Origin of the sequence: Chryseobacterium takakiae, from assembly GCF_900129385.1 — a bacterium.
Taxonomy (GTDB): Bacteria; Bacteroidota; Bacteroidia; order Flavobacteriales; family Weeksellaceae; genus Chryseobacterium; species Chryseobacterium takakiae.
Genome location: NZ_FQVO01000004.1, coordinates 35,562 through 57,732, shown reverse-complemented (window position 1 = coordinate 57,732; position 22,171 = coordinate 35,562). Strand labels below are relative to the sequence as shown.

The window sequence follows — 22,171 nt, the reverse complement described above, 5'->3', positions numbered from 1 at the left end:
AATTTCCTTGAATCAAGCGAATTATAATTCGAAAATAATACTTTCCTCATTAATTTTCTTCACCACATTTTCCGTACGTTCCCGATGGGTATCCGTAATAAAAATCTGTCCGAAATTTTCCTGGTTTACCAGCTCAATCAACTGCGAAACCCTGTTGTCATCAAGCTTATCAAAAATATCATCCAGCAGCAGAATCGGCGTTTTTTTAGTGAGTTCTTTTACGAGGCTCATCTGTGCCAGTTTTAAAGAAATAAGAAAAGATTTTTGCTGTCCCTGAGAACCGATTTTTTTGATTAAAACTGAATCCATTTCAAAAAGAAGATCGTCTTTATGAATACCTTTGGAAGTATAGGTAAGCATTCTGTCACGCTCCAGGCTTTCTTTTAACAAATCTTCAAACGAATTTTCCAAAAGATGGGATTCATAAATCACCGAAACCTGTTCCATTCCTCCTGAAATAATCTGATAAAAACTCTGAACGATAGGATTGAGCTTTTCAACAAAATCCCTGCGTTTTATGAAAATCTTGGTTCCGGTTCTGGTAATGGGATCATCATAGATTTCCAGGGAATCTTTATCCCAAATCCTGTTTTTAGCGAAATATTTTAACAACGCATTTCTTTGCTGAATGGCTTTCTGGTATTGGATGAGATCAAACAGATATTCGGAATCAGTCTGTGAAATCATGGAATCCAGAAATCTCCTTCTGCTCTCTCCGGAATCTGAAATCAGGTTGGAATCGTAAGGTGAAATCATGACACTGGGCAGATAACCGATATGATCCGCAAGCCGGTCATAGCTTTTGTCGTTCTTTTTGATGATCTTTTTGGCTTCTTTCGGTTGTGAAATTTTAATGACGTCTTCACTGTCTTCATTCATGATTTCGGCATCGATGGTGAAAAAATTTTCCTCGTGTCTGATGTTATTGAGATCAGTATTTCCTAAAAAGCTTTTTCCTACAGAAAGATAGTGGAGTGCATCCAGAATATTAGTTTTTCCCACACCGTTGTTTCCCACAAAACAATTGATCTGCGGTGAAAACTCAAATTTTTTTTCAGAATGGTTCTTAAAATTATACAGCGAAAGTTTCTTGATAATCATTCTTCAAAAATACTTCATTATTACTGAAAATAAAAAAGGAAGTGCAGAGCAGGTCTCCACTCCGAAAGAAAAATAGACATCATCTCTTTCGTTCTCAGAGAAATAAATAAAAACAAACGTAATAATACCCGAAAGAAAAAAAGAAACTGCATAATTGAAAGTAAGATATTGTGAAGCAATAATAATACTTAAAAATATTAAAATATAAGCACTGTATTTGGTGTTCTGAACGCCTATAAGTGAAGGAAATGTTTTTACCTTATCTACCTTCATATCCCGGATATCAAAGGGAAGAACCAGCGCTGTAATGAATAAAAAACTGATCAGGAAGATCGGGATATTAAATTCCGGAAGGGTAAGCCAGCAGTTCATCAATGCCCACACAATACCCACATAAAAAACTTTCAGCAGAGGGATTTTACGGATATAAACATCCAGGAAAAAACTGTTGTATAGTAAACCTAATATAACGATGATGAACCATTTTATCAACCGTACTTCATTATGATTATGAATGATTAAAAGTGAGCAGATAATTCCGGCAACGGCATTTAGTACTAAAATTTTAAAAAAATGTTTGGTTTTCTGATATTTGGTGTAAAGATAACCGCTGAAGTAGGTGATGAAAATCAGGAAAACCGTAGGATAACGGAATGTGTTTTGCTCCAGCATGAAAAATACTGCAAAAAGAGTCCCCATTAAAGAAACATATAATTGACTGTCTATAACGGATTTTTTCAGTATTTTTAAAAAATTCATTTATCAAAAATAACATATATGAAAAGATTTTCCAAGATTTTTATGCTTTTGCTTCTCCTGCTGAATTTTTCAGCGGTCTTTGCTCAGAAATATTATGATGAGCAGTGGAAAAAAGTAGCTGCAAATTCTCAGAAAGGAGCTTATAAATCGAATCTTCCCATTATTTCAGATCTACAAAAACAAGCGATGAGAGATAATAATATCGTACAGCTGATTCAATCTTTAAAGGCAGAATTCAGCATTATCAACCGTACTCAGGATGATGAAAAAAACGATACGGCAAGTCAGTTCTTCAGAAAACTTACGGATGTTGAAAAACAGCTGAAAGGTGATGATCAAATCTTATTTGAGGTTTTGCTGAATGGTTTTTTCCTTGATTATTACATTGAACATTCATGGCAGATAAGAGAGCGTACCAATATCAATTCGCAGGATCTTTCACAGATAGAAACCTGGAGCAGGCTGGATTTTAAAAATTATTTAAATAAAAAATATCAGACTCTTGATCTGCAAAAAGAAAAATTGATAAAAATTTCGCTAAAAAAATATGAGAAGGCTTTTTCATACAGCGATTATATTTCCTATTTCCCTACATTATGGGACTGGTATTCCGCCAAAAAGATCGATTTTCTTTCCAATAATGATTTTTTCACCAAAAATGAACTCGAAGAAAACCTTATTAAAATTAATGCAAATTATGATGAATTAATTGCACAGAATACCGGCAATTCCAAACTGTATTTTATGCACAAAAAGTTGCAGCAAAACTGTAATTTCAATCAGTGCAAAGACCGGCTGGCTCAGCTTCAGGGTCTCCTGAAATCAGAGGGGGAAGCTGATTATAAAGTCCTTATTATTGAAGATGTAATGAATCAGCTGATTTCTGAAAAAAAGGAAAAAGAAGCGCTGGAAATGGCTGCTCAGGCTAAAAAACAATATCCGAAATCTCCTTTCATCGAGAATATTAAAAATATAGAAAACCAGATTGTAAATCCGTTTCTGAATATTAAATATGAACAACAGACCCAAAGCAATAAACCGATTCATTTAGTTGCAGAATATAAAAATGTAAGGTCTTTTTCCATCAACATTTATGAAGTAAAGGAAGATCTGACCTCATTTTTAAAGTATGCCAAAAACCCTTATGCCAATACATTCAGCAGTGTTAAAAAAAATCTTGCTAGAAAAGAGGCATATCAGCTTGAAGATCCTAAAGATTTCCGGAGTCACAAAACATCTCTGGAAATACAACCTTTACCTTCCGGAATTTATCTTGCAGAATATACTGTTCACGGTATCAGCGACAAAGATGCCGATGCTGAAAAAGATTTTTATTTTCTGGTTTCGGACAACAGAATTATTTACCAGTCAAAGACAGACAGAGATCATTTATCAAACGAATTAAAATTGGTGAACAGCGAAAACGGGCAACCTGTTACCAATGAAAATCTTACTTTTTATGAATTTGTTTCTAATAAAAATCTTAATACAGTAGAAGGTAAAACAGACAATAAAGGAAGTTTTAAATTTCCTGCGACAACCAATAAGGAGTATTACAGGACGTTCCTTATTCAGCAGCCGAAAACAAAGAGTTTTCAGTTGATGGATGTGTACGGAGGCAGAGTTCAGAATATCGATCAGAACAAAGAAACGAAACGCAGCAAAGCCCAGGTTTTTACGGACAGAGGAATCTACAGGCCGGGACAGACCGTTTATTTTAAAGTAATCAACACACAAAGTAACAAAGAAATTGAATCGGTTATTGCGGGATTACAGCAAAAGATCACATTAACGGATGCAAACGGTCAGGAAGTTTCATCTCAAACATTTACGACCAATGAATTCGGTTCCTATCACGGAAGTTTTATGCTCCCTAAAGGCAAATTAAACGGCGTTTTTTATTTAAGGACTGATACTAATGAAGGGTATAAAGATTTCAGCGTTGAAGAATATAAAAGACCAAAATTTGAAGTAACCTTTGATCCTGTAAAAGACGAATATAAATACGGACAAGCCATCGAGCTGAAAGGGAAGGCCATGATGTTTTCAGGAGTTGCTTTAAGCAATACAACGGTACAGTATGAAATAAAAAAACGCAATATCCGCTGGAGGTATTTTTCATGGTATCCGCAGGATGATGATAACGAGAATTCGGTTTTAGGAGAGGCAAAAACCAATGAGAAAGGAGAATTTATCATTAAACTTGATCTTAAAAAAGATGAAAATATAGAAGGAATTCAGATTGATAATTACGAAATCAATGCTTCCGTTACGGATATCAACGGAGAAACGCAGACTGCGGATACCCAATTGAAGGTAGCTTCAGTTTCTCACTACATCCAGGCAGAAGAAATTAACAATATTTTTTCCGACGAAAACGTAAAGCTGAAAGTTGAAACCAAAAATTACAATGAACAGAACCTTAAAAAGTCATATCAGGTAACATTATCAAGGCTGGAGGCACCAGACAGGATTTTCAGGAATAATTTCAAATCTGAAGTTCAGGATTTGCCGAAATACTCAAAAGCAGAGTTTATCAGCAAATTTCCGCATGACCTGTATGACAAAAATGATGAAAAGAAAAACTGGAAAACAGCTTCTGTTATAGTTAATGATGTAAAAAGGAATGAAGAATCCCTTGATCTTGGAAAACTGGAAGCCGGAGATTATAAACTTGAGCTCTACAATATTGAAGGAAAAGACACCATAAAAACCATTCAGAATTTCAGTGTCTGGGATAAAAAATCCTTAAAACTTCATCAGAAAACCTTCCTTACGGTTTTACAGCCTAAAAAAGAATTTGCCAGAGGCGAGAAGGCTGCGTTTACCGTTTATTCTTCAGTGCCTGATGCTTTACTGAATATTTTTGTCCAGGACGGATCAGGAAAAACAGTTTCGGAAGTCCGCCCATTTAGGAACGGAATCGTGGAGTACACAGCAGACATTCCGAAAGATAAAAATGTACAGATGCTCAATCTGCAGTTCCAGGTGGTTGCATTTAATGATGTTCAGACGGAATCGGTCAATCTCGCAATAAAAAATGCTGAACAGCCTTTAAGAATTGAAACCGTTACGTTCAGAGATAAAATTCAGCCCAATTCAAAAGAAAAATGGTCGGTAAAAGTATCAGGAAATGAAAAAGAGAAAATCAATGCGGAAGTATTGGCCAATATGTACGATATGTCTCTGGATCAGTTTGTGATGCATACATTCAATTGGTACAGTTTATATACTCCGGTTTCTATTGTTACTTCTTATGACATCAGAAAATATCTTAAGCAGCAATACTATCAGAAAAGACAGGAATATTTTCAGGAAAAACAGGTTGATATTCCTGCTTTTAACTGGTTCGACGAAAGCATATTATGGATGAGCGGAGATCTTGTAAATGTTGAAGGCGTAAAAGCTGCGGCATATACACCACCGCCTCCGCCACCTTCTGCAGGAAATATACAGATGAAACTGGTAAGTGTAAGAGTTGATGATAAGACAACGGAGATACTTAATTCAGGCAGACAATTAACGGAACAGGAGAAAAAAGAATTAACAGATATTGGTTATGAGGGAGTTCTTGATAAAGATGACAATCCTTTGGAAAATATTCCTGTTCGCCAGAACCTTAATGAAACTGCTTTCTTTTATCCTGATTTAAAGACCGATTCCGAAGGAAATGTAAGCTTTGAGTTTACTTCTCCGGAAGCCTTGACGAAATGGAAGTTAATGTTCCTTGCGCACACAAAAGATGCCAGAGCAGCAACATTGCAAAAAGAAGTAGTAACCCAAAAAGAATTTTCGGTAACCCCAAATTACCCAAGATTTTTACGGGAAGGTGATGAGCTGAATCTACAGTCAAAACTATCCAATTTAACAAACAAAAAATTGAATGGTTCTGCAAGCTTACAAATCCTGGATGCTTTCACCAATGAAGATATTTCTTCTCAATTCGGATTACAGTCAAGTGCTCAGAATTTTGATCTGAATGAAAATGGAAATTCAGCGTTAACCTGGAAAGTAAAGGTTCCGAAAAATGTTTCTTCGATTATTTTAAAAGTGGTTGCCAAAGCTGGTCAGTTTTCCGATGGCGAGCAAAAGGCAGTAGCTGTTCTCCCAAACAGAATGCTCGTAACCGAGGCGGTTCCGGTTTTTGTAAAAGAAGGTGAAACCAAAACATTTATCCTGGACAATCTGAAAAATACAACATCAACAACAGTTTCCAATGTTTCCAATACGCTGGAATTAACGACCAATCCGATCTGGGAAATTATGTTTGCGCTTCCAAGCCTTAAAAATGACCAGAATAATTCTGCCGATGTTATATTTAACAAATGGTTTGCCGATGTTTTGGCTTCCGAAATTTTCAGGGCCAATCCGAAAATAAAAGCTGTTTTTGAAGAATACCAGAATAAAGGATTATTAAACTCAAACCTTGAGAAAAACCAGGAATTAAAACAATTGTTACTGGAAGAAACGCCGTGGGTTCTGGAAAGCAATAATGAAAAAGAGCAAATGGCTAAACTGACCTTGTTGTTTGATGTCAATACAATGAAAAATTCAATCAACCAAGATTGGGATGATCTTAAAAAACTACAGAATCCTGACGGCGGATTCTCCTGGTATCCGGGATATCCGAGTTCATATTCCACTTCGTTGTATATCCTGAAAAATTTAGGAAAAATCAATTCATGGCTGAAAGATCATGTAAGTGATTATCAAAATTCAGGACAAAATGAACTGATGACAAAGCTGGTTCAGTATGTTGATAAAGAAGTTGCAAAATACGATACCTCAGCTTCACTCAAATCAAATAAAGAAAACATCCTGAACAACTGGGCGCTGGAGTATCTTGATGCCCGGAATTACTGGGAAAAGCAATATCCTTTAAAAGGAAAAGGTGAAACCATCAAATCACTCGTAAAACAAAAAGCAAAAACAGCAAAAATCACTGATTTCACCTTCTTCGGACTGCATCGTACCGCTTTGCTGATGAATGATTTCGGATTGAAAGAGGTTTCGGATAAACTGATGAATTATTTAAAGGAAACTTCTACAGACTCAAAAAATCAGGGCGTTTACTGGAAACAGAATCTTGACGACTGGGGCTGGTTCAGCTCAAAAGTGGTAAACCATGCCGGAGCTTTGGAAGCATTTAATAGATTAAAACCTAACGATCAGAAATTTATAGAAGATTTGAAAATCTGGCTGATCACACAGAAGGAAGTCAATTCCTGGGGAAGCTCCAGAGGAACCGCGGAAGTCATTTTCACCATTTTAAACTCAGGGAAATCATGGACGAGTCCTGAAAGCGATAAAGCAACCATCATTTGGGGCGGAAAAGAACTGAAGCCGGAGACTCAGGTGACAGGTTATGTGAAATCTGCAATAAAAACGGATGTTCTTAATAAAAATCTTGCTGAGGTTACCGTTACCAAGCCGGGACCGGGAATTGTTCAGGGAGGTTTGTTCTGGCAGTATTATGAAGATCTGGATAAAATAAAATCTTCTGAAAATTATCTTTCCATAACGAAAGAACTGTACAGAAAAATCAAAACGGTCAACGGTGAAGAATTACAGAAAATCACACCGGAAACTCCATTGAAAGTAGGAGATAAAGTTACGGTACGAATGATTTTAAATACAGACCGTGCGATGGAATTTATTCATATCAAAGACATGAGAGCCGCAGGTTTTGAGCCTATTGACGTATTGTCCGGGTATCAGTGGAAAAATAATTTAGGATACTATCAGTCGACCAAAGATGCTTCCACCAATTTCTATATTCAATACATGCCGAAAGGAAAATATGTATTTGAATATGATTATGTAGCCAATGCTTCCGGAACATTTTCGAACGGAATTACGACCATCCAGAATTATTATGCCCCGCAGATGAATGCGCATACGAAAGGAAGCAATGTTAGTATTTCTGAATAAATTAATTTAAATCATAACATAAAAAACTCCGCAAATCAACAGATATGCGGAGTTTTAAATTTTAAATCTATAAACACATTAGTGTACAGTCATCTTAAATGTTTTTAATGATTTTTGATGAGCAGAAATTTCAATAATATAATTTCCTTTTCTCAGCAAATTCTGCATTTCAAAGTATTGAGAATTTTCATTGTTCAATTTTCTTGAGATGATCATTCTTCCGGACATATCATAAATTTTCATGATGCAATCTGTTGTTGCAAGAACTTTTCCGCGGAGTGTGAAATTACCATTATTAGGATTGTTGAATAAAACAAGATCTGATAAAACTTCATTTTCAGATATTGACAGATTTTTGTTGTCGAATCTTGCAATAAAGCAGGTAAGATCATTGGTATTGGCCGGATTAGGCAGCTGCAGCCATGCCCCTTCCATACTGTAACCGTTGTGTGAATTTGTGCTTCCGTACAGATAGAGGGTATTATTATTAAAAGCTACGTTAATAGGTACAACTATTTGTGCTAAAATCGTAGAGCCTCCATAATAAGAGCTCCAAACAAGATTGCCTGAAGAATTGAATTTTGCAAAATAAAAGTTATAGTAATTGGCGGCATTTATTTCGGGTGTTTCCTGGTAAGCTCCGGGCGTTGCAATATTATTCCCTATGCCATATGTATTTCCAGTAATGTAGATGTCATTTCCGTTTACCGCAATCACCTTATCGAATTCATTCATATCTTCCGCTGAAGATCCGAAATAAGTACTCCATTCCCGATCTCCGGACAAAGAAAATTTGGAGAGAAAGATATCCGAACCTCCGGTCACATACTGCTTATAGCTTGATGGGGTCCCAAAGAAGCTTGTGCCGTCATAATTATAATCTGTGCCGGCAATATAAACGCCTGTTTCATTAACATCCAGATCTACAAGAACAGCCAACCCTGTAGATGAGGCAGGCCCATAATAGGTTCCCCATTGCTTTGTTCCGTTAGCTGCATTCATTTTTGTAATAGAGTTTGATGAAGGAGAACCTTGGAATGCTCCCGGAGTAGCCATTGTATTCAGTGCAGGATTGGTGTTTGATCCGGAAATCATATATAAAGAACCATTATGATACTTCATAGCCGTTGCCACGCCGGAAGGCATATAGGTTGCCCATATTCTTTGTCCGCCCGGAGAGATTTTCAGCAAATAACCATTTGCAGCAAACTGCCCGGTAGGAGTAGGTATAAAATCATAATCTTCCTGCAACACACCTGGTGTAGACAGATTAGTGCTTAAGGTGGTTGTACCGGAAATATAAAGATTATCGGCCTCGTCAATTTCAATATTGATGTCCGTTTCGGTTGAAGGCAGATAACTTGCCCAGAGAAGTGTTCCCGAAGGGGAATATTTGGCGAGGATAATTTTGGAAGGTGAAGAAGGTTGTGGGTCGTTACTCAGATATACTCCTGCTGTTGCCTGAATAGCAGGAGAAACACCGTGTGAAATATAATATCGGTTGTCTTGGCTGTCGATTTTTTCCAAAAGTGTTGAAGACTGATGATCGGAATATCCGTAATATGATAGCATTCCCCCAGGTGTAATTCGGGTTTCAAAAAGATGTATGCCCGGGTGGGTTACATATGAATTTCCACCTCCTACCAAAAACTGATTGAAATATGCATTTCCGTAATTGGAAATATTCCATATGTTGCCTCTTATATGCATATTCCTTTGAGAGTCGAACAGAATTCCTTTGTTTGTATATACACCTGCGGTCTGACCGCCGTTTGCTCCAAAATAAGTTCCCCATGTTCTTGAATATTCAAAATTGTTTTGAGAAAAAAACTGACTGGAAAACAGCGTAAAAATTATAAAAGTATAGATTTTCATATCATAGTTATTAGCCTGCCTGGCGTTTACATTTGATGATTGAATAATATAGTACATATTATTTGTGGATGAAAATATGAAAATAAATTAATATTTTATTCAATATTTGTGAAAAAAATAAAGTATTAATCTATTTTAAGGTATAAAATTTAATTTAAATGAAATTTTTCTAGTATATATTCTGAAACAAAAAATCAATATTGTAAGCCACAGCATGGTTTTATTTTAGATAATTAATTCTTTGATGCTTTTTGTTATTTATGAAAACTGATCAGAAAAAAACTGATATATTTGTTCTTTAACATTCATTAAACTATGGAAAACATTTTTGATGTAAAGGTGGTACAGAATTACATTGACAGGATCAATACGCTTACTCCTGAAACACAGCCGTTATGGGGTAAAATGTCGGTAGACCAGATGCTCGCTCATTGTAATGTTTCTTATGAAATGGTCTACGAACCGGAAAAACACAGAAAGCCGGGATCTATTGCAAAATTTATTTTAAAAACATTCGTGAAATCCAAAGTTGTAGGTGAAAAAGGATATCCCAGAAACAGCCCTACAGCTCCTCAGTTTATTATTGCCGACAGGAAAAATTTCGAAGAGGAAAAGAAAAGACTGATCGGTTTTATCCAGAAAACACAGCAGCTGGGAGAAACAGCTTTCGACGGTAAAGAATCCTTCTCATTCGGTAAGCTGAACGCTCAGGAATGGAACAATATGTTTGCCAAGCACCTGAATCATCATCTGGCGCAATTCGGAGTATAATTAAAATTAAACTAAAACACATGAAAAAATTATTACTATTTCTCGTTCTCATTTCCAATGTCCTGTTCTCACAAATGCCCGATATCTCCAACGTCTGGCTAAATAATGGTAAAGTTTACACAGGAACAATCGGCAACAAAGGCCAACAGATTAATCTTAAAATCGAAATTTCCGAACAGGACAGAAAAAATGATCAGGAATATTTTGTCTCAGGGTATACGCAGGTGGATAACAATTACACCAAACTCGAAGGCAAGCTTAAAATAAAAAAATACAAAGACTCCGGTAAAAAAGGAACTGTGTATGGAGAATATGAATTAGCCGAAGAATACAAAGGAAAACATTCCGGGATGTTCAGAGGAAAATTTGTATATACGTTCCGGTGGAATAGAAAAAGCGAGAAAATCGAGGCGCAGAATATTGAACTAAAAGGAGACTGGAAAAGTTATGATGGTACACTGAATTATAAAACAGCAATTAAAAATCAATAATCATATGAGAAGAATCTTAGCGGTAATAGCGGGGATGATTTTAGGATCAATAGGAGTCTGGCTGATGGAAAGACTCGGTCATAGCTTATATCCTTTTCCGTCAGGCTTAAGGCCTGATGACCTGGAAAGCTTCAAATCCTATGTTGAAAACCTGCCGTTTATGGGAAATTCATTGTTATTCTCGGCTACGCTTTAGGTGCCTTGCTTGCAGGTTTTGTATCCACCAAGGTTGCCAATAATGGGAAACCGACTGCTGCCATCATTTGTGGCGTTATTTTTACCATTTTTACCATTTACAATATGGTCATGCTGCCTACTCCGATCTGGTTCTGGGTGTTGGGAATTGCCGTTTGGGGATTGGTTCTGATAGGATACAGACTGGCTTTAAATAAAAACAACATATGAAATTAGGAGCTTTTTCAATCAGTTTAAGTGTAAAAGATCTTCAGAAGTCTAAAGATTTTTACGAAAAATTAGGATTCAGCCAGATGGGAGGAAACATGGAGCATAATTATGTGATCCTGAAAAACGGAGATCACATTATTGGTCTTTTTCAGGCGATGTTTGATGGAAATATGCTTACGTTCAATCCCGGATGGGATCAGAATGCCCAAAACCTTGAAACGTTTGATGATGTCCGCGAAATCCAGAAACGTTTAAAAGAACAGGGGGTCGAATTGCAGAAAGAAGCCGACGAAAATACTTCCGGCCCGGAACATATTTACCTCAAGGATCCCGATGGAAATATGATCCTGATTGATCAGCACAGATAAAAACTAAAAAGATATAATATTATGGCTACAGTAAATGTTTATTTAACATTCAACGGAAACTGCATGCAGGCTTTCGATTTTTATAAATCTGTTTTCGGGGGAGAATTTCCCTATGTAGGAACTTTTGGCGAAATGCCTCCAATGGAAGGTAAAGAAACTCCTGAAGAAGACAAGGATAAAATTATGCACATCAGCCTTCCGATTTCCCGGGAAACAATCCTAATGGGAAGCGATACGGGAGGAGAATGGGCTTCCCATTACAAAGAAGGAAATAATTTTTCGATTTCCATCAACGCAGAATCCAAAGAAGAAGCAGACAAGCTATTCAACGGACTTTCTGAGGGTGGAAAAGTAACCATGCCGATGTCTGATACTTTCTGGGGAGCGTATTTCGGAATGTTTACTGATAAATTCGGAATCAGCTGGATGGTCAATTATGACGATCCTGCCAAAACACAGCAGCATCCGTAAATAGTAAAGAATACCGGCATCAATAGCCGGTTTTTTTATTTTAAATTAAACCAGATATAAATCATTTCATAAACTGATTATTTTGCTTATTATTGATAAATAATATTAAACTTCAAATTTTTAATAGATTTTAGTAATAAACAATAAAGAATGAAAATTTTAAGATCACTTGCAGCAGGGCTCATTATATTTGGAATTTCTTCATTTCATGCACAAAAAAGCGATCTCGGTGCATGGTATATGTATTTTGGAAATAATAAAATCAGCAAAAAATTAAATTGGCATAATGAAATTCAGTACCGGAATTTTGATGCAGGCGGAGACCTGGAACAGCTTCTGATCCGTACGGGAATTGGGTATGACCTTGCCGAAAACAACAACAATATTTTATTAGGATACGGATTTATTTTAAGTCAGCCTTATGCTAACGGTGAAAAAACTGAAAATATTGAGCACCGCATCTTCCAGCAATATATCACGAAACAAAAATTCGGAAGATTTTACCTGCAGCACCGTTATCGTCTGGAACAACGGTTTCTGGAAGATGACTTCAGGATGAGGTTCCGGTATTTTTTGGGATTGAATATTCCCATCAACAACAAAGAGCTTGTCCCGAAAACCTTTTATGCATCTGCATACAACGAAATCTTTCTGCATTTTGACAGTCCGGTTTTTGACAGGAACAGGGTGTACGGAGCATTAGGATATGTCATTAATAAAAATATGAGAATTGAAGCCGGATATATGAACCAGATTCAGGAAAACAGGAATCGAGGGCAAATTCAAATAGGTTTTTACAACAATATTCCTTTCACAAAATAATTTAAAGCTTATCATTTTTTCTTGAAAAAAGCATTACATTTAATGTTGAATAGAATGGAGAAAGATAAAAATGTCAGGAAAGTTGCATTAAAATCAATAAACAAAATATATGAGCCATCCGATCATCATAGAACAGAAAGTGAATGCGTCTGCAGAAAAGATCTGGAAAGCATTAACGGACATAAATGAAATGAAAATATGGTATTTTGATATCCCTGATTTTATCCCTGAAGAAGGGGCTGTTTTTAATTTTTATGAGCCCGGAGATGAAAAGAAATACCATCATCAGGCAGAAATTCTGGAGATTATTCCGGAAAAAAAACTGAAACACACCTGGTTTTATCCCGAATTTTCAGATCAGAAAACAATCGTAACATGGGAACTTGAACCCCAAGGCGAAAGCACTTGGATCCGACTGACTCATGAAAATATCGACGGTTTTAATGATCTTGGCGAAAATTTTTCTGAAAAAGCTTTCAAGGAAGGTTGGACACAACTCACAGAACAAAGCCTGAAAAGGTATCTTGAAAGTTAATCTTATATTTTATTATATTACAATTTGGTGAACCTGATAACTAAATTAGCAGGGTGCCATAAATTTTGCTAATTTTGAAAAAATTTTTAGAAATCAATGAAGAAAAATATTATAGCCGGTCTTGCGGCAATCTTATTGTTGTCAGCTTGTAAGGATGATCGAAAAGTGTTGGATGCACTGGCAGATTACAACAATTCCATGGAGCAGAAAGGATATCACTTCGGAGAAAAACTTATCCTCCCTAATGAAGTTACCGATGAGGCCGAAAGCATATCCATTAGTTTCGGGGATAAAGAAACATCCAGCTTAACAATTGATCCGAAATTTTTCACATTGGGCGATAATCCGGTTACCTTTAATATCAAAACCAAAAGCGGAGAAACGCTTACTCAGGATGCAACCATTAATGTTTTTGCTAAAAATCCCGAAGAAAAAATGTCTTATGAAATCGTAGCAGAATATCCTCACGATTCGAAGAATTTCGTTCAGGGATTCCAGATTGAAGGAAACACCGTTTATGAAAGTGATGGACAAAACGGTTCTTCACAGATTTTAAAATACACCCTGGGAACTACAACACCACTGGCTTCTACAAAGCAGCCACAGGAAGATTTTTCAGAAGGAAGCACAATTGTAGGAGATAAAGTATACCAGCTTACATGGCAAAGTAAAAAAGGATATATTTACGATAAAAATTCCCTGAAGTTATTATCTGAATTTGCTTATCCGAACGTTCTGGGTGAAGGTTGGGGACTTACTTATGACGGTAAGAACCTTATTGCATCAGACGGAAGCAAACTTCTCTATTTCCTTGATCCTGCCAATCCTTCAAAGCTGGTAAAATATATCGCCGTTGCAGGAAGCGCACAGGCATACGATCAGCTGAACGAGCTGGAATACCACAACGGATTTATCTACGCCAATGTCTGGCAGAAACCGATTGTTTTAAAGATTAATCCTCAGAATGGAGAAGTTGTAGGAACATTCGATTTTACGGATATTGCAAAACAAAATACCAAAGGAAGTGATGATGTACTGAACGGAATTGCTTTTAAAGGTGAAAATATGCTGGTAACAGGTAAAAACTGGCCGAAAATTTATGAAGTGGCAATTAAGTAATTAAGATCTGAATACATTGAAGAAAAGACTAATTTCCGTTCTTTCATTATTGTTTGTGCTGACTTCATGCAGGAATGATCAAAAAATGCTTGATGTTCTGGCTAATTACAATCATTCAATGGAAGAAAAAGGCTATCGTTTCGGTGATCGTATTAATCTTCCGGAAGAGGTTATGGATAATGCAGATGCTGTAACGATCAGTTTCGGAGATAAGGAAACTTCGAATATGACTGTTGATCCGAAATTCTTTGAATACGGAGAAAATAAAATAACATTCAGTATCAAAACAAAAAATGGTGAAACCCTCAATCAGGATGCAACTATCAATGTCTTTTCAAAAAATAGGGAACAAAATATTTCTTACGAAATTGTAGCAGAATATCCGCATGATCCGAATAATTTTCTGGAAGGATTTCTGCTCGAAGGAAATATGGTCTATGAAAGTGACGGCCTTAAAAACTCTTCACAACTTATCAAATATACTTTAGGAAGCATAACCCCGATTATCACAGAAAAGCAGCCTGCACATATTTTTTCAGAAGGATGTGCTATTGCAGGTGATAAAATTTATCAGCTTACCTATCAGAATAAACTGGGATTTATTTATGATAAAAATACATTGAAAAAGCTTTCTGAATTTCCTTTGCCCAACGAAATCGGTGAAGGATGGGGACTTACTTTTGATGGTAAAAACCTGGTTGCTACAGATGGCTCCAACAAATTGTATTTTCTTGATGTTAACAATCCCTCCAAAGTAGTCCGTGAACTTGCGGTAGGAGGTTATAATGATATTCATACCCAGCTTAACGAACTGGAATATCACAACGGTTTTATTTATTCAAATATCTGGCATCAGCCTTATATTCTTAAAATTAATCCGAAAACTGGGGAAGCAGTAGGTAAGCTTGACTTTACAAAAATTACGGAAGAAAATACAAAAGATGATAAAGAGCACGTACTGAACGGAATTGCTTTTAAAGGTGAAAATATGCTGGTAACAGGTAAAAACTGGCCGAAAATTTATGAAGTGGCAATTAAGTAATAATTTGATATAAAAACCGTCACAGTTAAAATTTAAGGTAATTATTTAAAATAATAGAATAAAATAGTAAATTGGTAGCGTTCCTTTTGGGGCGCTACTTCAGTAAAAAAATTTGAGAATATTATATGTAATATTGGTGTTCATCTTCTGTCCTTTTTCAGCGCAGAAATCTCTTCCTTTGGATACCCTGAAACTGAAGGAAGCTAAAGATATGCTTGCCGATGATTACGGAAACCTTTATATCTACAAAAACAAAGATTTCAGTCTCACCAAATATGATTCGCTGGGAAAACAGATAGGTCAGATGATGCTTACGGTACCGTTCAAAGTTCAGAATGTACAAAATCCGCTGAGTGTACCGCTTTTCTCTGAAAATGCACAGGAACTTAAATTTGTTGATCAGAATATGAATGAGATCCAGCGCGTGGATTTTAAACAAAAATTCGGGTTTATTAAAATGGCCTATGCAGAAGACCTTCAGCAGCTCTGGCTGTTGGATGAAAGTACCAAAAGACTTATCCAGTATAATTTCAGAAACGAAACGATTATTAATTCTTATCCTTTTGATGCAAGTTTCGATGATCTTATGGATCTTCTGGTGTATGAAAATAAGATTTACATATTAACAAGACAGGCTTTTCGGGTTTATACTTTTAAGTTTGAAAAAATCTTTGAAGCACCGGTAGAAAACGGAAAGCGTTTCAGAAGGGAAAATGAAAATATTTTAGTAATTACCAATAACATTATTTTAAAATATATTCAGGAAAAAGAAATGGTTAAAATTTTTCAGGATCCCGAAGCGCGGATTGTGGATAAAAATACCCTTTCTTATTTTGAAATCAAGGCCAACAAACTTTATCTTTACAGCCTCGAAAAAAACAAAAAGGCAGAGCCGCAGAAGGAACCTGATGAGAAGCAGAAAGAACCGGAACAGGAGGTAAAACAGCCTGAAGAAAAACCGGCAGAATCCGGAAGTCCGGAAGAAAAACTAGAGAAAAAAACTCAGGAAATTGAAGATAAAAATCCTTCCGAAAGCTCTTTGCAAAAGTTGATAGAAGATATCTCAACGCTGGAATCAGGCGGTAATTAATCGGGTAAAATCAAAAATATTAAGGAGAAAATATGCATATTGCAGTTACAGGAAATATCGGAGCAGGTAAAACTACTTTAACAACCATGCTTTCTAAACATTATGGATGGGATGCCCAGTTTGAAGATGTAGATCACAATCCATACCTTGAAGATTTCTATGCGGACATGAGCAAGTGGAGTTTTGCGCTGCAGATCTATTTTTTAGGAAGTCGTTTTCAGCAGGTGAAAGAAATAAGGGAAAGTGGGAAAAATATCATTCAGGATCGTACGATTTATGAAGATGCCCATATTTTTGCAGAAAACCTGAACGATATGAATTTACTTTCGGATAGGGATTTTAATAATTATTCATCTTTATTTAATCTGATGAAATCTTTTGTTTCTGCACCCGATCTTTTAATTTACCTAAAATCTGATGTACCTAATCTGGTAAAAAAGATTTATAAGAGAGGAAGGGAGTACGAAGCATCAATCAGTATAGAATATCTTTCAAAGCTCAACCAGAAATACGAAAAATGGATTTCCAATTATACGGAAGGAAAGCTGCTTATTATTGAAGTAGATGATCTTGATTTCGTAGAAAAGCCTGAAGACTTCGGATTTATTCTTGAGAAAATTGAAGCGGAACTTTATGGGCTTTTTTAGCAAAGATTTTATTATCAATAACATGGTTCTGGTAGTATTCTTGCTACACTCATTATATCCAGAATATATTTAAATCCATTAATATGGTAGTGAAAGTTTTACATAACGGAAATTGCTCAAAATCCAATGCGGTTTTGGAGTATCTTGATGAAAATGGGGTTCCGTTTGAAATGATTAATATTGTTGAGGAACCACTGAGTGTGCAGGAAATTAAGACCGTTCTTAAAAAGCTCAACCAAAGTGTCTTTCATATCATCAGAAAAAATGAAAAGCTTTATCTTGAAAAATATGCCGGGAAAAATCTTTCAGAAGAAGAGTGGATACAGATTTTATCCGAAAACCCTTCTCTCATTCAGAGACCTATTTTGATTAAAGGATCTGTAGCCATGTTGGGAAGGCCTGTTGAAAATGTAAAATACTTTATAGACAAATAAACTAAAAAGTCAGCTCAAAAAGCTGACTTTAATTTTTATAGCAGAATAACGCCTTCTATCTTGGCTACTTCCTTATAAATAGTAACTACCTGATTGGCGTCCAGCACAAATGCATTGATGTTGCAGGCTGTATATTTTCCGTTTTTACTTTCCCTGTTTCCTAAAGTAAATTTAATCCCGTCAAAAACCCGGTAAATTTCGGTAAGTTTTGCCTGATCTGTCGGAATAATAAATTTGAATAAATAATCTTCCGGAAAATCATGATGATCTTCCAGTTTTGTCCTTAATGAATTATAAAAATCATCCGGGCTTGCATGTTGATTTCCTTGTAAAATATCCATCTCCAATTATAAATAATATATAAAGATACCGAAAATTCTTCTATTTTCCAAGCGGCCCTAAAAGCGATCTGGAATTCTGAACCTCGTAATCTTCAATGATATTAAACAGACCATTTACCAGTTGTTCAGAAGCCAGCTGACTCAGTCCTCCGGAATTTACCGTAGTTTTGCTTCCTCCAAGCAGGCCATTCAGAAGATTGCTCCCTGATAGAGCTGTATTGATGCTTCTTGTAATACCGTATTGATTCAATTGCTCTTCAACTTTCGGTGTAATGGCAGCAATGAGCTGTTGGGATGTTTTTTCTTTCAGGATCAGTGTAGCAGTTCCTTTTTCTCCCTGGATGATTCTCGTGACATCCTGGGCATTGAGGCTGTTTACAGCATTTACCAGAATAGGTTTTGAAATATTCACGGTATAAACGGCAGCATCTGCAATATATTCTCTCTCCTTTGCTACAAGAGATGGGGCTACTTTTTCCAGCATGGAATTGATTTCTCTCAGCTGTTTCGGAAGAGCCTTGTCTACCATATTATTTTGTAAAAAGGCCTCTCTGTTACTGTAAATATTCACCCCTTTATCTATTCCGTTCAGAAGTAATCTTTTAATAACCGACAAGCCGAGGTCTGATGTTGCCAATGTAGTGCAAGATTGTAGGCTTGTATTGATGACAGCTCCTGTTGCAATAACAAAGGCAGCAGCGATAATGTATTTTTTCATTGTAATGATTAAAAAAAAATGTGCTCAAATAATAAACCAAATTTAAATACAAATATTGTTTTAACAAATTTTATAATAATAATGGATAATCAGAATGTTAAAAAATGTGTATTAAGTATAAATATCTTGATCGGGTCTAAAATATTAAAAATAAATTTTTTTTGTTAAAAATAGATTCTGTACTTAAAGGTAATAGCTGTTTTGAGCCAAAAATTGAATATCTTTTTCAAAATATAAATATTAACTCTATTTTATACAAATTCAAGATTTAACTAAAATATAAAAACATTAAGTAAAATTAACATTGTTCAAGATATTTTTATAATTTTGACTAATGTCTTTTTGTGAGAATATGCAATATTTTCATGATAAGCAGGAAAAAATCAGGCATTTTTTCCATCATTATGATTGTACGAATAAAAAATAACTATATGAAACAACGTGATTTAAAGTATTCATGTCTCATTGCTGTTTTATACTTCGGTATGAATGTCAATGCACAAACCACACCAAACGATACTGTTTCCAAAGAACAGAAGATTGAGGAAGTGGTGATGATTGGGTATGGATCTCAGAAAAAAGAAAATGTTACAGGGAGTATTGGTATAATTTCTGCAAAAGATCTTGCTGACAGGCCGAATGCCAATCCCTTAAGTTCTGTGCAGGGAAAGGCTTCTGGTGTTCAGATTTTTAACTCTGCTACTCCAGGAAGTTCTCCAAGAGTGGATATACGTGGTATCGGTTCTCTTACAGGAAATACAGTTTATATTGTTGACGGTTCAATTACTACCGACATATCTTATCTTAATCCACAGGATATAGAATCGATGAGTATTTTGAAAGATCCTGCGAGTTTAGCGATCTTTGGTGCACAGGCAGGAAACGGTGCTGTTATTATCAAGACAAAAAGCGGGAGAGGTAAAAAGCCTACTTTTAATGTAAGCTCATATTTAGGAATAAAAACAGTTACTAATGTTCCTAAAATGGTTAATTCCGATCAATATATCGAACTATATAATGAAAAGTTAATCAATGATAACGGATCTTCAGCGGGATCTATATCTAGAACTAATTTTCCAGCAGACACCAATTGGTTTAAAGAGGTTTTAAGACCAAGTACAATTAATTCTAATGATTTTTCAGCTTCAGGTTCTTTAGGGAAACTTTCTTATTATGGCAGTGTAGGATATATTGAAGATGAAGGTAATTTAGATGCAGGAAAAGGAATTAATTCAGGAAGTAATTTTAAAAGATTTACTGCTAAAGCAAATCTGAGTTATAAAATTACAGATAATATTACAATTGGAGATAATTTCACATTCTCCAAGATGCTTACCAATATTGCAAGTAATCCACTTCTAAATGCTTATAATGCACCACCCGTATATTTTCCAATAAATCCGTCAACTGGTGATTATCAGTATTTTACTTTGGTTACGGTAAACAATCCAAGAGCGCAGCTTGATTTATTCAGATCGCAAAACAGACAGCAAAGAATGCTTAATAATGTTTGGGCGGAAGTTAAGTTTTTAAATGATTTTACTTTCAGAAGTAGCTTAACAAATGATAATCTTAATACCAGTCTTTATGAATATACACCGGTAATGCAATATGTGCCTCAGCCGGGTAAGTCTTCTTTAGTGACAAGAGATTCCCGTAATAGAGATTATGTGTGGGATAATACTTTGACATGGAAAAAAACTTTTGGTAGTCATAACTTAGACATACTAGGAGGTTTTTCCAGAACTCAGAATTATTATACACAATCGTATTGGAATGCTACCAATGTAATGTATAACGGATCAAATAGTTCGCTGGAAATTGCTAATGGCACAGATGTTTTCGGATATGAGTATAGACCCAGTTTAAATGTTGTCCCTTATAAAAACAGGATTGAATCTTTCTTTGGAAGAGTTAATTATGATTATGCGGGAAAATATTTAGTGAATGCTTCTATTCGTAGAGATGGATCTTCTAACTTTTCTTCTGATGACAGAGTCGAAATATTCCCTTCAGTAAGTGCAGGTTGGGTAATCTCGAAAGAAGGGTTTATGAGTAACCAGAACATTTTTGATCTGTTAAAGTTAAGGGGAAGTTGGGGGAGAACAGGTAATCCGAATGTGGTAAGGTCTTATGATAATATCACAAGTATACTGGGTTCAGGAGCATATTATGGAAATACCGGATATCCTGGGCAAACGATAGACTTGCTTATTGACCCTACAATTGGATGGGAGATTACCACCGGAAAAGATGTTGGGCTTGAAATGGCATTTCTCAATAATAAACTAAAGGTTGAAGCTACCTATTTTGATAAAGATACAAAAGATGTTGTATACGGAATTGTACAAGGAACTGTTTCAGGAGCAAGCAACTGGAATAATTATGTTACCAATGCATTTTCATTCAATAACAGGGGTCTGGAATTTTCTGTAAATTATGACACAAAATTATCAGAAAAAGTAAGAATAGGATTCTATGGTAATTTTACTTCATTAAAAAATGAAATTACTTCAGTGTACGGAAATTCTTACCTAAATACAGGAGCAAGTTTATTCGGAAATTCAATTGTTAGGTTACAGGCAGGTCAAGCGGTTGGTTCATATTACGGTTATGAAGTTGCAGGGGTATTCCAGACCAACGCTGAAGCTGCAGCTTCTGGTCAGACTGGTGCAAAAGCCGGCTGGTTTAAATTTGTAGATCAGGATGGAAACGGAGTAATCGATGAAAGAGATAAAACATTTTTGGGAAGCCCTGTACCTAAAGGAACTTATGGTTTCGGCTTTAATATGAATGTATCCAATTTTGATTTTGCAATAGACTTCCAGGGAGTGTTTGGTAATAAAATATACAATTACAATCGTGAACAGAGATTTGGTAATGAAAGCTGGGATTTAGATTTTTATGAAAATAGATGGAACGGAGCCGGTACCTCTAATTCATATTCTATGGTTACTAATAACCAATCAGTTATTTTACCAAGTAGTTTCTATGTAGAAAATGGTGGTTATTTCAGAATCAGAAATATTCAGATAGGATATACATTACCAAAAGGTTTTGCAAAATTGCCAAACTTCAATAGAGTAAGAATTTACTTAAGTGCACAGAACCCTTGGACTACATTTAAATACCACGGTTTCTCACCTGAAATCAACAATACCGATAGAGTGCAGATGGGTATTGATAACAACATTTATCCGTTGTCTGCAATTTATACATTCGGTACAAACATAACTTTTTAATTAGAAAAT

The 22,171-nt window shown here is 35.7% G+C and carries 20 protein-coding genes; 15 read left to right on the top strand and 5 right to left on the bottom strand.

Annotated elements, in window-relative coordinates:
* Window positions 1-21: 21 nt before the first annotated feature.
* Together recF and BUA76_RS06900 are read right to left on the bottom strand one after the other, a co-directional pair.
* Window positions 22-1,101: a DNA replication/repair protein RecF gene (recF, locus tag BUA76_RS06905; protein ID WP_072884069.1), complete on the bottom strand. Its 1,080-nt coding sequence runs from the start codon at window positions 1,099-1,101 to the stop codon at window positions 22-24.
* A gap of 3 nt (window positions 1,102-1,104) precedes the next feature.
* Complete coding sequence (locus BUA76_RS06900; RefSeq protein ID WP_072884068.1) at window positions 1,105-1,860, bottom strand: UbiA prenyltransferase family protein; 756 nt, start codon at window positions 1,858-1,860, stop codon at window positions 1,105-1,107.
* Window positions 1,861-1,878: 18 nt separating this feature from the next.
* On the opposite strand from BUA76_RS06900, the gene BUA76_RS06895 reads away from it, so the two are divergent.
* Entirely contained in the window at window positions 1,879-7,791 is a 5,913-nt protein-coding gene (locus BUA76_RS06895; protein WP_072884067.1) for an alpha-2-macroglobulin family protein, read from the top strand.
* A 78-nt stretch (window positions 7,792-7,869) separates the two neighbouring features.
* On the opposite strand, the gene BUA76_RS06890 is transcribed toward BUA76_RS06895, so the two are convergent.
* Window positions 7,870-9,723, bottom strand: coding sequence for a T9SS type A sorting domain-containing protein (locus BUA76_RS06890; RefSeq protein WP_072884066.1), 1,854 nt, complete (start codon window positions 9,721-9,723; stop codon window positions 7,870-7,872).
* Between the two features lie 258 nt (window positions 9,724-9,981).
* Between BUA76_RS06890 and BUA76_RS06885 the strand changes: the two genes are divergently transcribed.
* From BUA76_RS06885 to BUA76_RS06825, 13 genes are all read left to right on the top strand, one after another.
* The gene (locus tag BUA76_RS06885; protein ID WP_072884065.1) at window positions 9,982-10,437 is read left to right on the top strand and encodes a DinB family protein; all 456 of its coding nucleotides are present in this window, start codon (window positions 9,982-9,984) and stop codon (window positions 10,435-10,437) included.
* 20 nt (window positions 10,438-10,457) lie between these two features.
* Window positions 10,458-10,928, top strand: coding sequence for a hypothetical protein (locus tag BUA76_RS06880; protein ID WP_072884064.1), 471 nt, complete (start codon window positions 10,458-10,460; stop codon window positions 10,926-10,928).
* A gap of 4 nt (window positions 10,929-10,932) precedes the next feature.
* On the top strand, window positions 10,933-11,124 hold the full coding sequence (locus BUA76_RS06875) for a hypothetical protein (RefSeq protein WP_072884063.1): 192 nt from the start codon (window positions 10,933-10,935) through the stop codon (window positions 11,122-11,124).
* Window positions 11,125-11,129: 5 nt separating this feature from the next.
* Window positions 11,130-11,333, top strand: a complete 204-nt coding sequence (locus BUA76_RS06870; RefSeq protein WP_072884062.1) for a hypothetical protein — start codon at window positions 11,130-11,132, stop codon at window positions 11,331-11,333.
* The gene (locus BUA76_RS06865) at window positions 11,330-11,701 is read left to right on the top strand and encodes a VOC family protein (protein WP_072884061.1); all 372 of its coding nucleotides are present in this window, start codon (window positions 11,330-11,332) and stop codon (window positions 11,699-11,701) included. Before BUA76_RS06870 ends, BUA76_RS06865 begins: the two co-directional genes overlap by 4 nt.
* 21 nt (window positions 11,702-11,722) lie before the next feature.
* Window positions 11,723-12,172, top strand: coding sequence for a VOC family protein (locus tag BUA76_RS06860; RefSeq protein WP_072884060.1), 450 nt, complete (start codon window positions 11,723-11,725; stop codon window positions 12,170-12,172).
* Window positions 12,173-12,322: 150 nt separating this feature from the next.
* Window positions 12,323-12,994 carry a DUF2490 domain-containing protein gene (locus BUA76_RS06855; protein ID WP_072884059.1) on the top strand — a complete coding sequence of 224 codons (672 nt, stop codon included), beginning with the start codon at window positions 12,323-12,325 and terminating at the stop codon, window positions 12,992-12,994.
* Between the two features lie 109 nt (window positions 12,995-13,103).
* Entirely contained in the window at window positions 13,104-13,529 is a 426-nt protein-coding gene (locus BUA76_RS06850; protein ID WP_072884058.1) for an SRPBCC family protein, read from the top strand.
* A gap of 96 nt (window positions 13,530-13,625) precedes the next feature.
* Complete coding sequence (locus tag BUA76_RS06845) at window positions 13,626-14,648, top strand: glutaminyl-peptide cyclotransferase (RefSeq protein WP_072884057.1); 1,023 nt, start codon at window positions 13,626-13,628, stop codon at window positions 14,646-14,648.
* Window positions 14,649-14,664: 16 nt separating this feature from the next.
* Window positions 14,665-15,690 (top strand): glutaminyl-peptide cyclotransferase, encoded by a 1,026-nt coding sequence (locus BUA76_RS06840; protein WP_072884056.1) that lies wholly within the window; start codon window positions 14,665-14,667, stop codon window positions 15,688-15,690.
* A gap of 112 nt (window positions 15,691-15,802) precedes the next feature.
* Window positions 15,803-16,780, top strand: a complete 978-nt coding sequence (locus tag BUA76_RS06835; protein WP_072884055.1) for a hypothetical protein — start codon at window positions 15,803-15,805, stop codon at window positions 16,778-16,780.
* Between the two features lie 32 nt (window positions 16,781-16,812).
* Window positions 16,813-17,427, top strand: coding sequence for a deoxynucleoside kinase (locus BUA76_RS06830; protein WP_072884054.1), 615 nt, complete (start codon window positions 16,813-16,815; stop codon window positions 17,425-17,427).
* Window positions 17,428-17,510: 83 nt separating this feature from the next.
* On the top strand, window positions 17,511-17,861 hold the full coding sequence (locus BUA76_RS06825) for an ArsC/Spx/MgsR family protein (protein ID WP_072884053.1): 351 nt from the start codon (window positions 17,511-17,513) through the stop codon (window positions 17,859-17,861).
* Window positions 17,862-17,896: 35 nt separating this feature from the next.
* Here BUA76_RS06825 and BUA76_RS06820 read toward each other — a convergent pair whose 3' ends face one another.
* Together BUA76_RS06820 and BUA76_RS06815 are read right to left on the bottom strand one after the other, a co-directional pair.
* Entirely contained in the window at window positions 17,897-18,202 is a 306-nt protein-coding gene (locus BUA76_RS06820; protein WP_072884052.1) for a DUF493 family protein, read from the bottom strand.
* Window positions 18,203-18,242: 40 nt separating this feature from the next.
* Window positions 18,243-18,920, bottom strand: a complete 678-nt coding sequence (locus BUA76_RS06815) for a DUF4197 family protein (protein WP_072884051.1) — start codon at window positions 18,918-18,920, stop codon at window positions 18,243-18,245.
* Between the two features lie 431 nt (window positions 18,921-19,351).
* On the opposite strand from BUA76_RS06815, the gene BUA76_RS06810 reads away from it, so the two are divergent.
* Window positions 19,352-22,162, top strand: coding sequence for a SusC/RagA family TonB-linked outer membrane protein (locus BUA76_RS06810; protein WP_178337310.1), 2,811 nt, complete (start codon window positions 19,352-19,354; stop codon window positions 22,160-22,162).
* Window positions 22,163-22,171 lie beyond the last annotated feature (9 nt).

Bases quoted from the DNA above. Each gene is read 5' to 3' on its own strand.
- recF (WP_072884069.1), bottom strand. From the start codon at position 1,101: ATGATTATCAAGAAACTTTCGCTGTATAATTTTAAGAACCATTCTGAA.
- BUA76_RS06900 (WP_072884068.1), bottom strand. From the start codon at position 1,860: ATGAATTTTTTAAAAATACTGAAAAAATCCGTTATAGACAGTCAATTA.
- BUA76_RS06895 (WP_072884067.1), top strand. From the start codon at position 1,879: ATGAAAAGATTTTCCAAGATTTTTATGCTTTTGCTTCTCCTGCTGAAT.
- BUA76_RS06890 (WP_072884066.1), bottom strand. From the start codon at position 9,723: ATGTACTATATTATTCAATCATCAAATGTAAACGCCAGGCAGGCTAAT.
- BUA76_RS06885 (WP_072884065.1), top strand. From the start codon at position 9,982: ATGGAAAACATTTTTGATGTAAAGGTGGTACAGAATTACATTGACAGG.
- BUA76_RS06880 (WP_072884064.1), top strand. From the start codon at position 10,458: ATGAAAAAATTATTACTATTTCTCGTTCTCATTTCCAATGTCCTGTTC.
- BUA76_RS06875 (WP_072884063.1), top strand. From the start codon at position 10,933: ATGAGAAGAATCTTAGCGGTAATAGCGGGGATGATTTTAGGATCAATA.
- BUA76_RS06865 (WP_072884061.1), top strand. From the start codon at position 11,330: ATGAAATTAGGAGCTTTTTCAATCAGTTTAAGTGTAAAAGATCTTCAG.
- BUA76_RS06860 (WP_072884060.1), top strand. From the start codon at position 11,723: ATGGCTACAGTAAATGTTTATTTAACATTCAACGGAAACTGCATGCAG.
- BUA76_RS06855 (WP_072884059.1), top strand. From the start codon at position 12,323: ATGAAAATTTTAAGATCACTTGCAGCAGGGCTCATTATATTTGGAATT.
- BUA76_RS06850 (WP_072884058.1), top strand. From the start codon at position 13,104: ATGAGCCATCCGATCATCATAGAACAGAAAGTGAATGCGTCTGCAGAA.
- BUA76_RS06845 (WP_072884057.1), top strand. From the start codon at position 13,626: ATGAAGAAAAATATTATAGCCGGTCTTGCGGCAATCTTATTGTTGTCA.
- BUA76_RS06830 (WP_072884054.1), top strand. From the start codon at position 16,813: ATGCATATTGCAGTTACAGGAAATATCGGAGCAGGTAAAACTACTTTA.
- BUA76_RS06825 (WP_072884053.1), top strand. From the start codon at position 17,511: ATGGTAGTGAAAGTTTTACATAACGGAAATTGCTCAAAATCCAATGCG.
- BUA76_RS06820 (WP_072884052.1), bottom strand. From the start codon at position 18,202: ATGGATATTTTACAAGGAAATCAACATGCAAGCCCGGATGATTTTTAT.
- BUA76_RS06815 (WP_072884051.1), bottom strand. From the start codon at position 18,920: ATGAAAAAATACATTATCGCTGCTGCCTTTGTTATTGCAACAGGAGCT.
- BUA76_RS06810 (WP_178337310.1), top strand. From the start codon at position 19,352: ATGAAACAACGTGATTTAAAGTATTCATGTCTCATTGCTGTTTTATAC.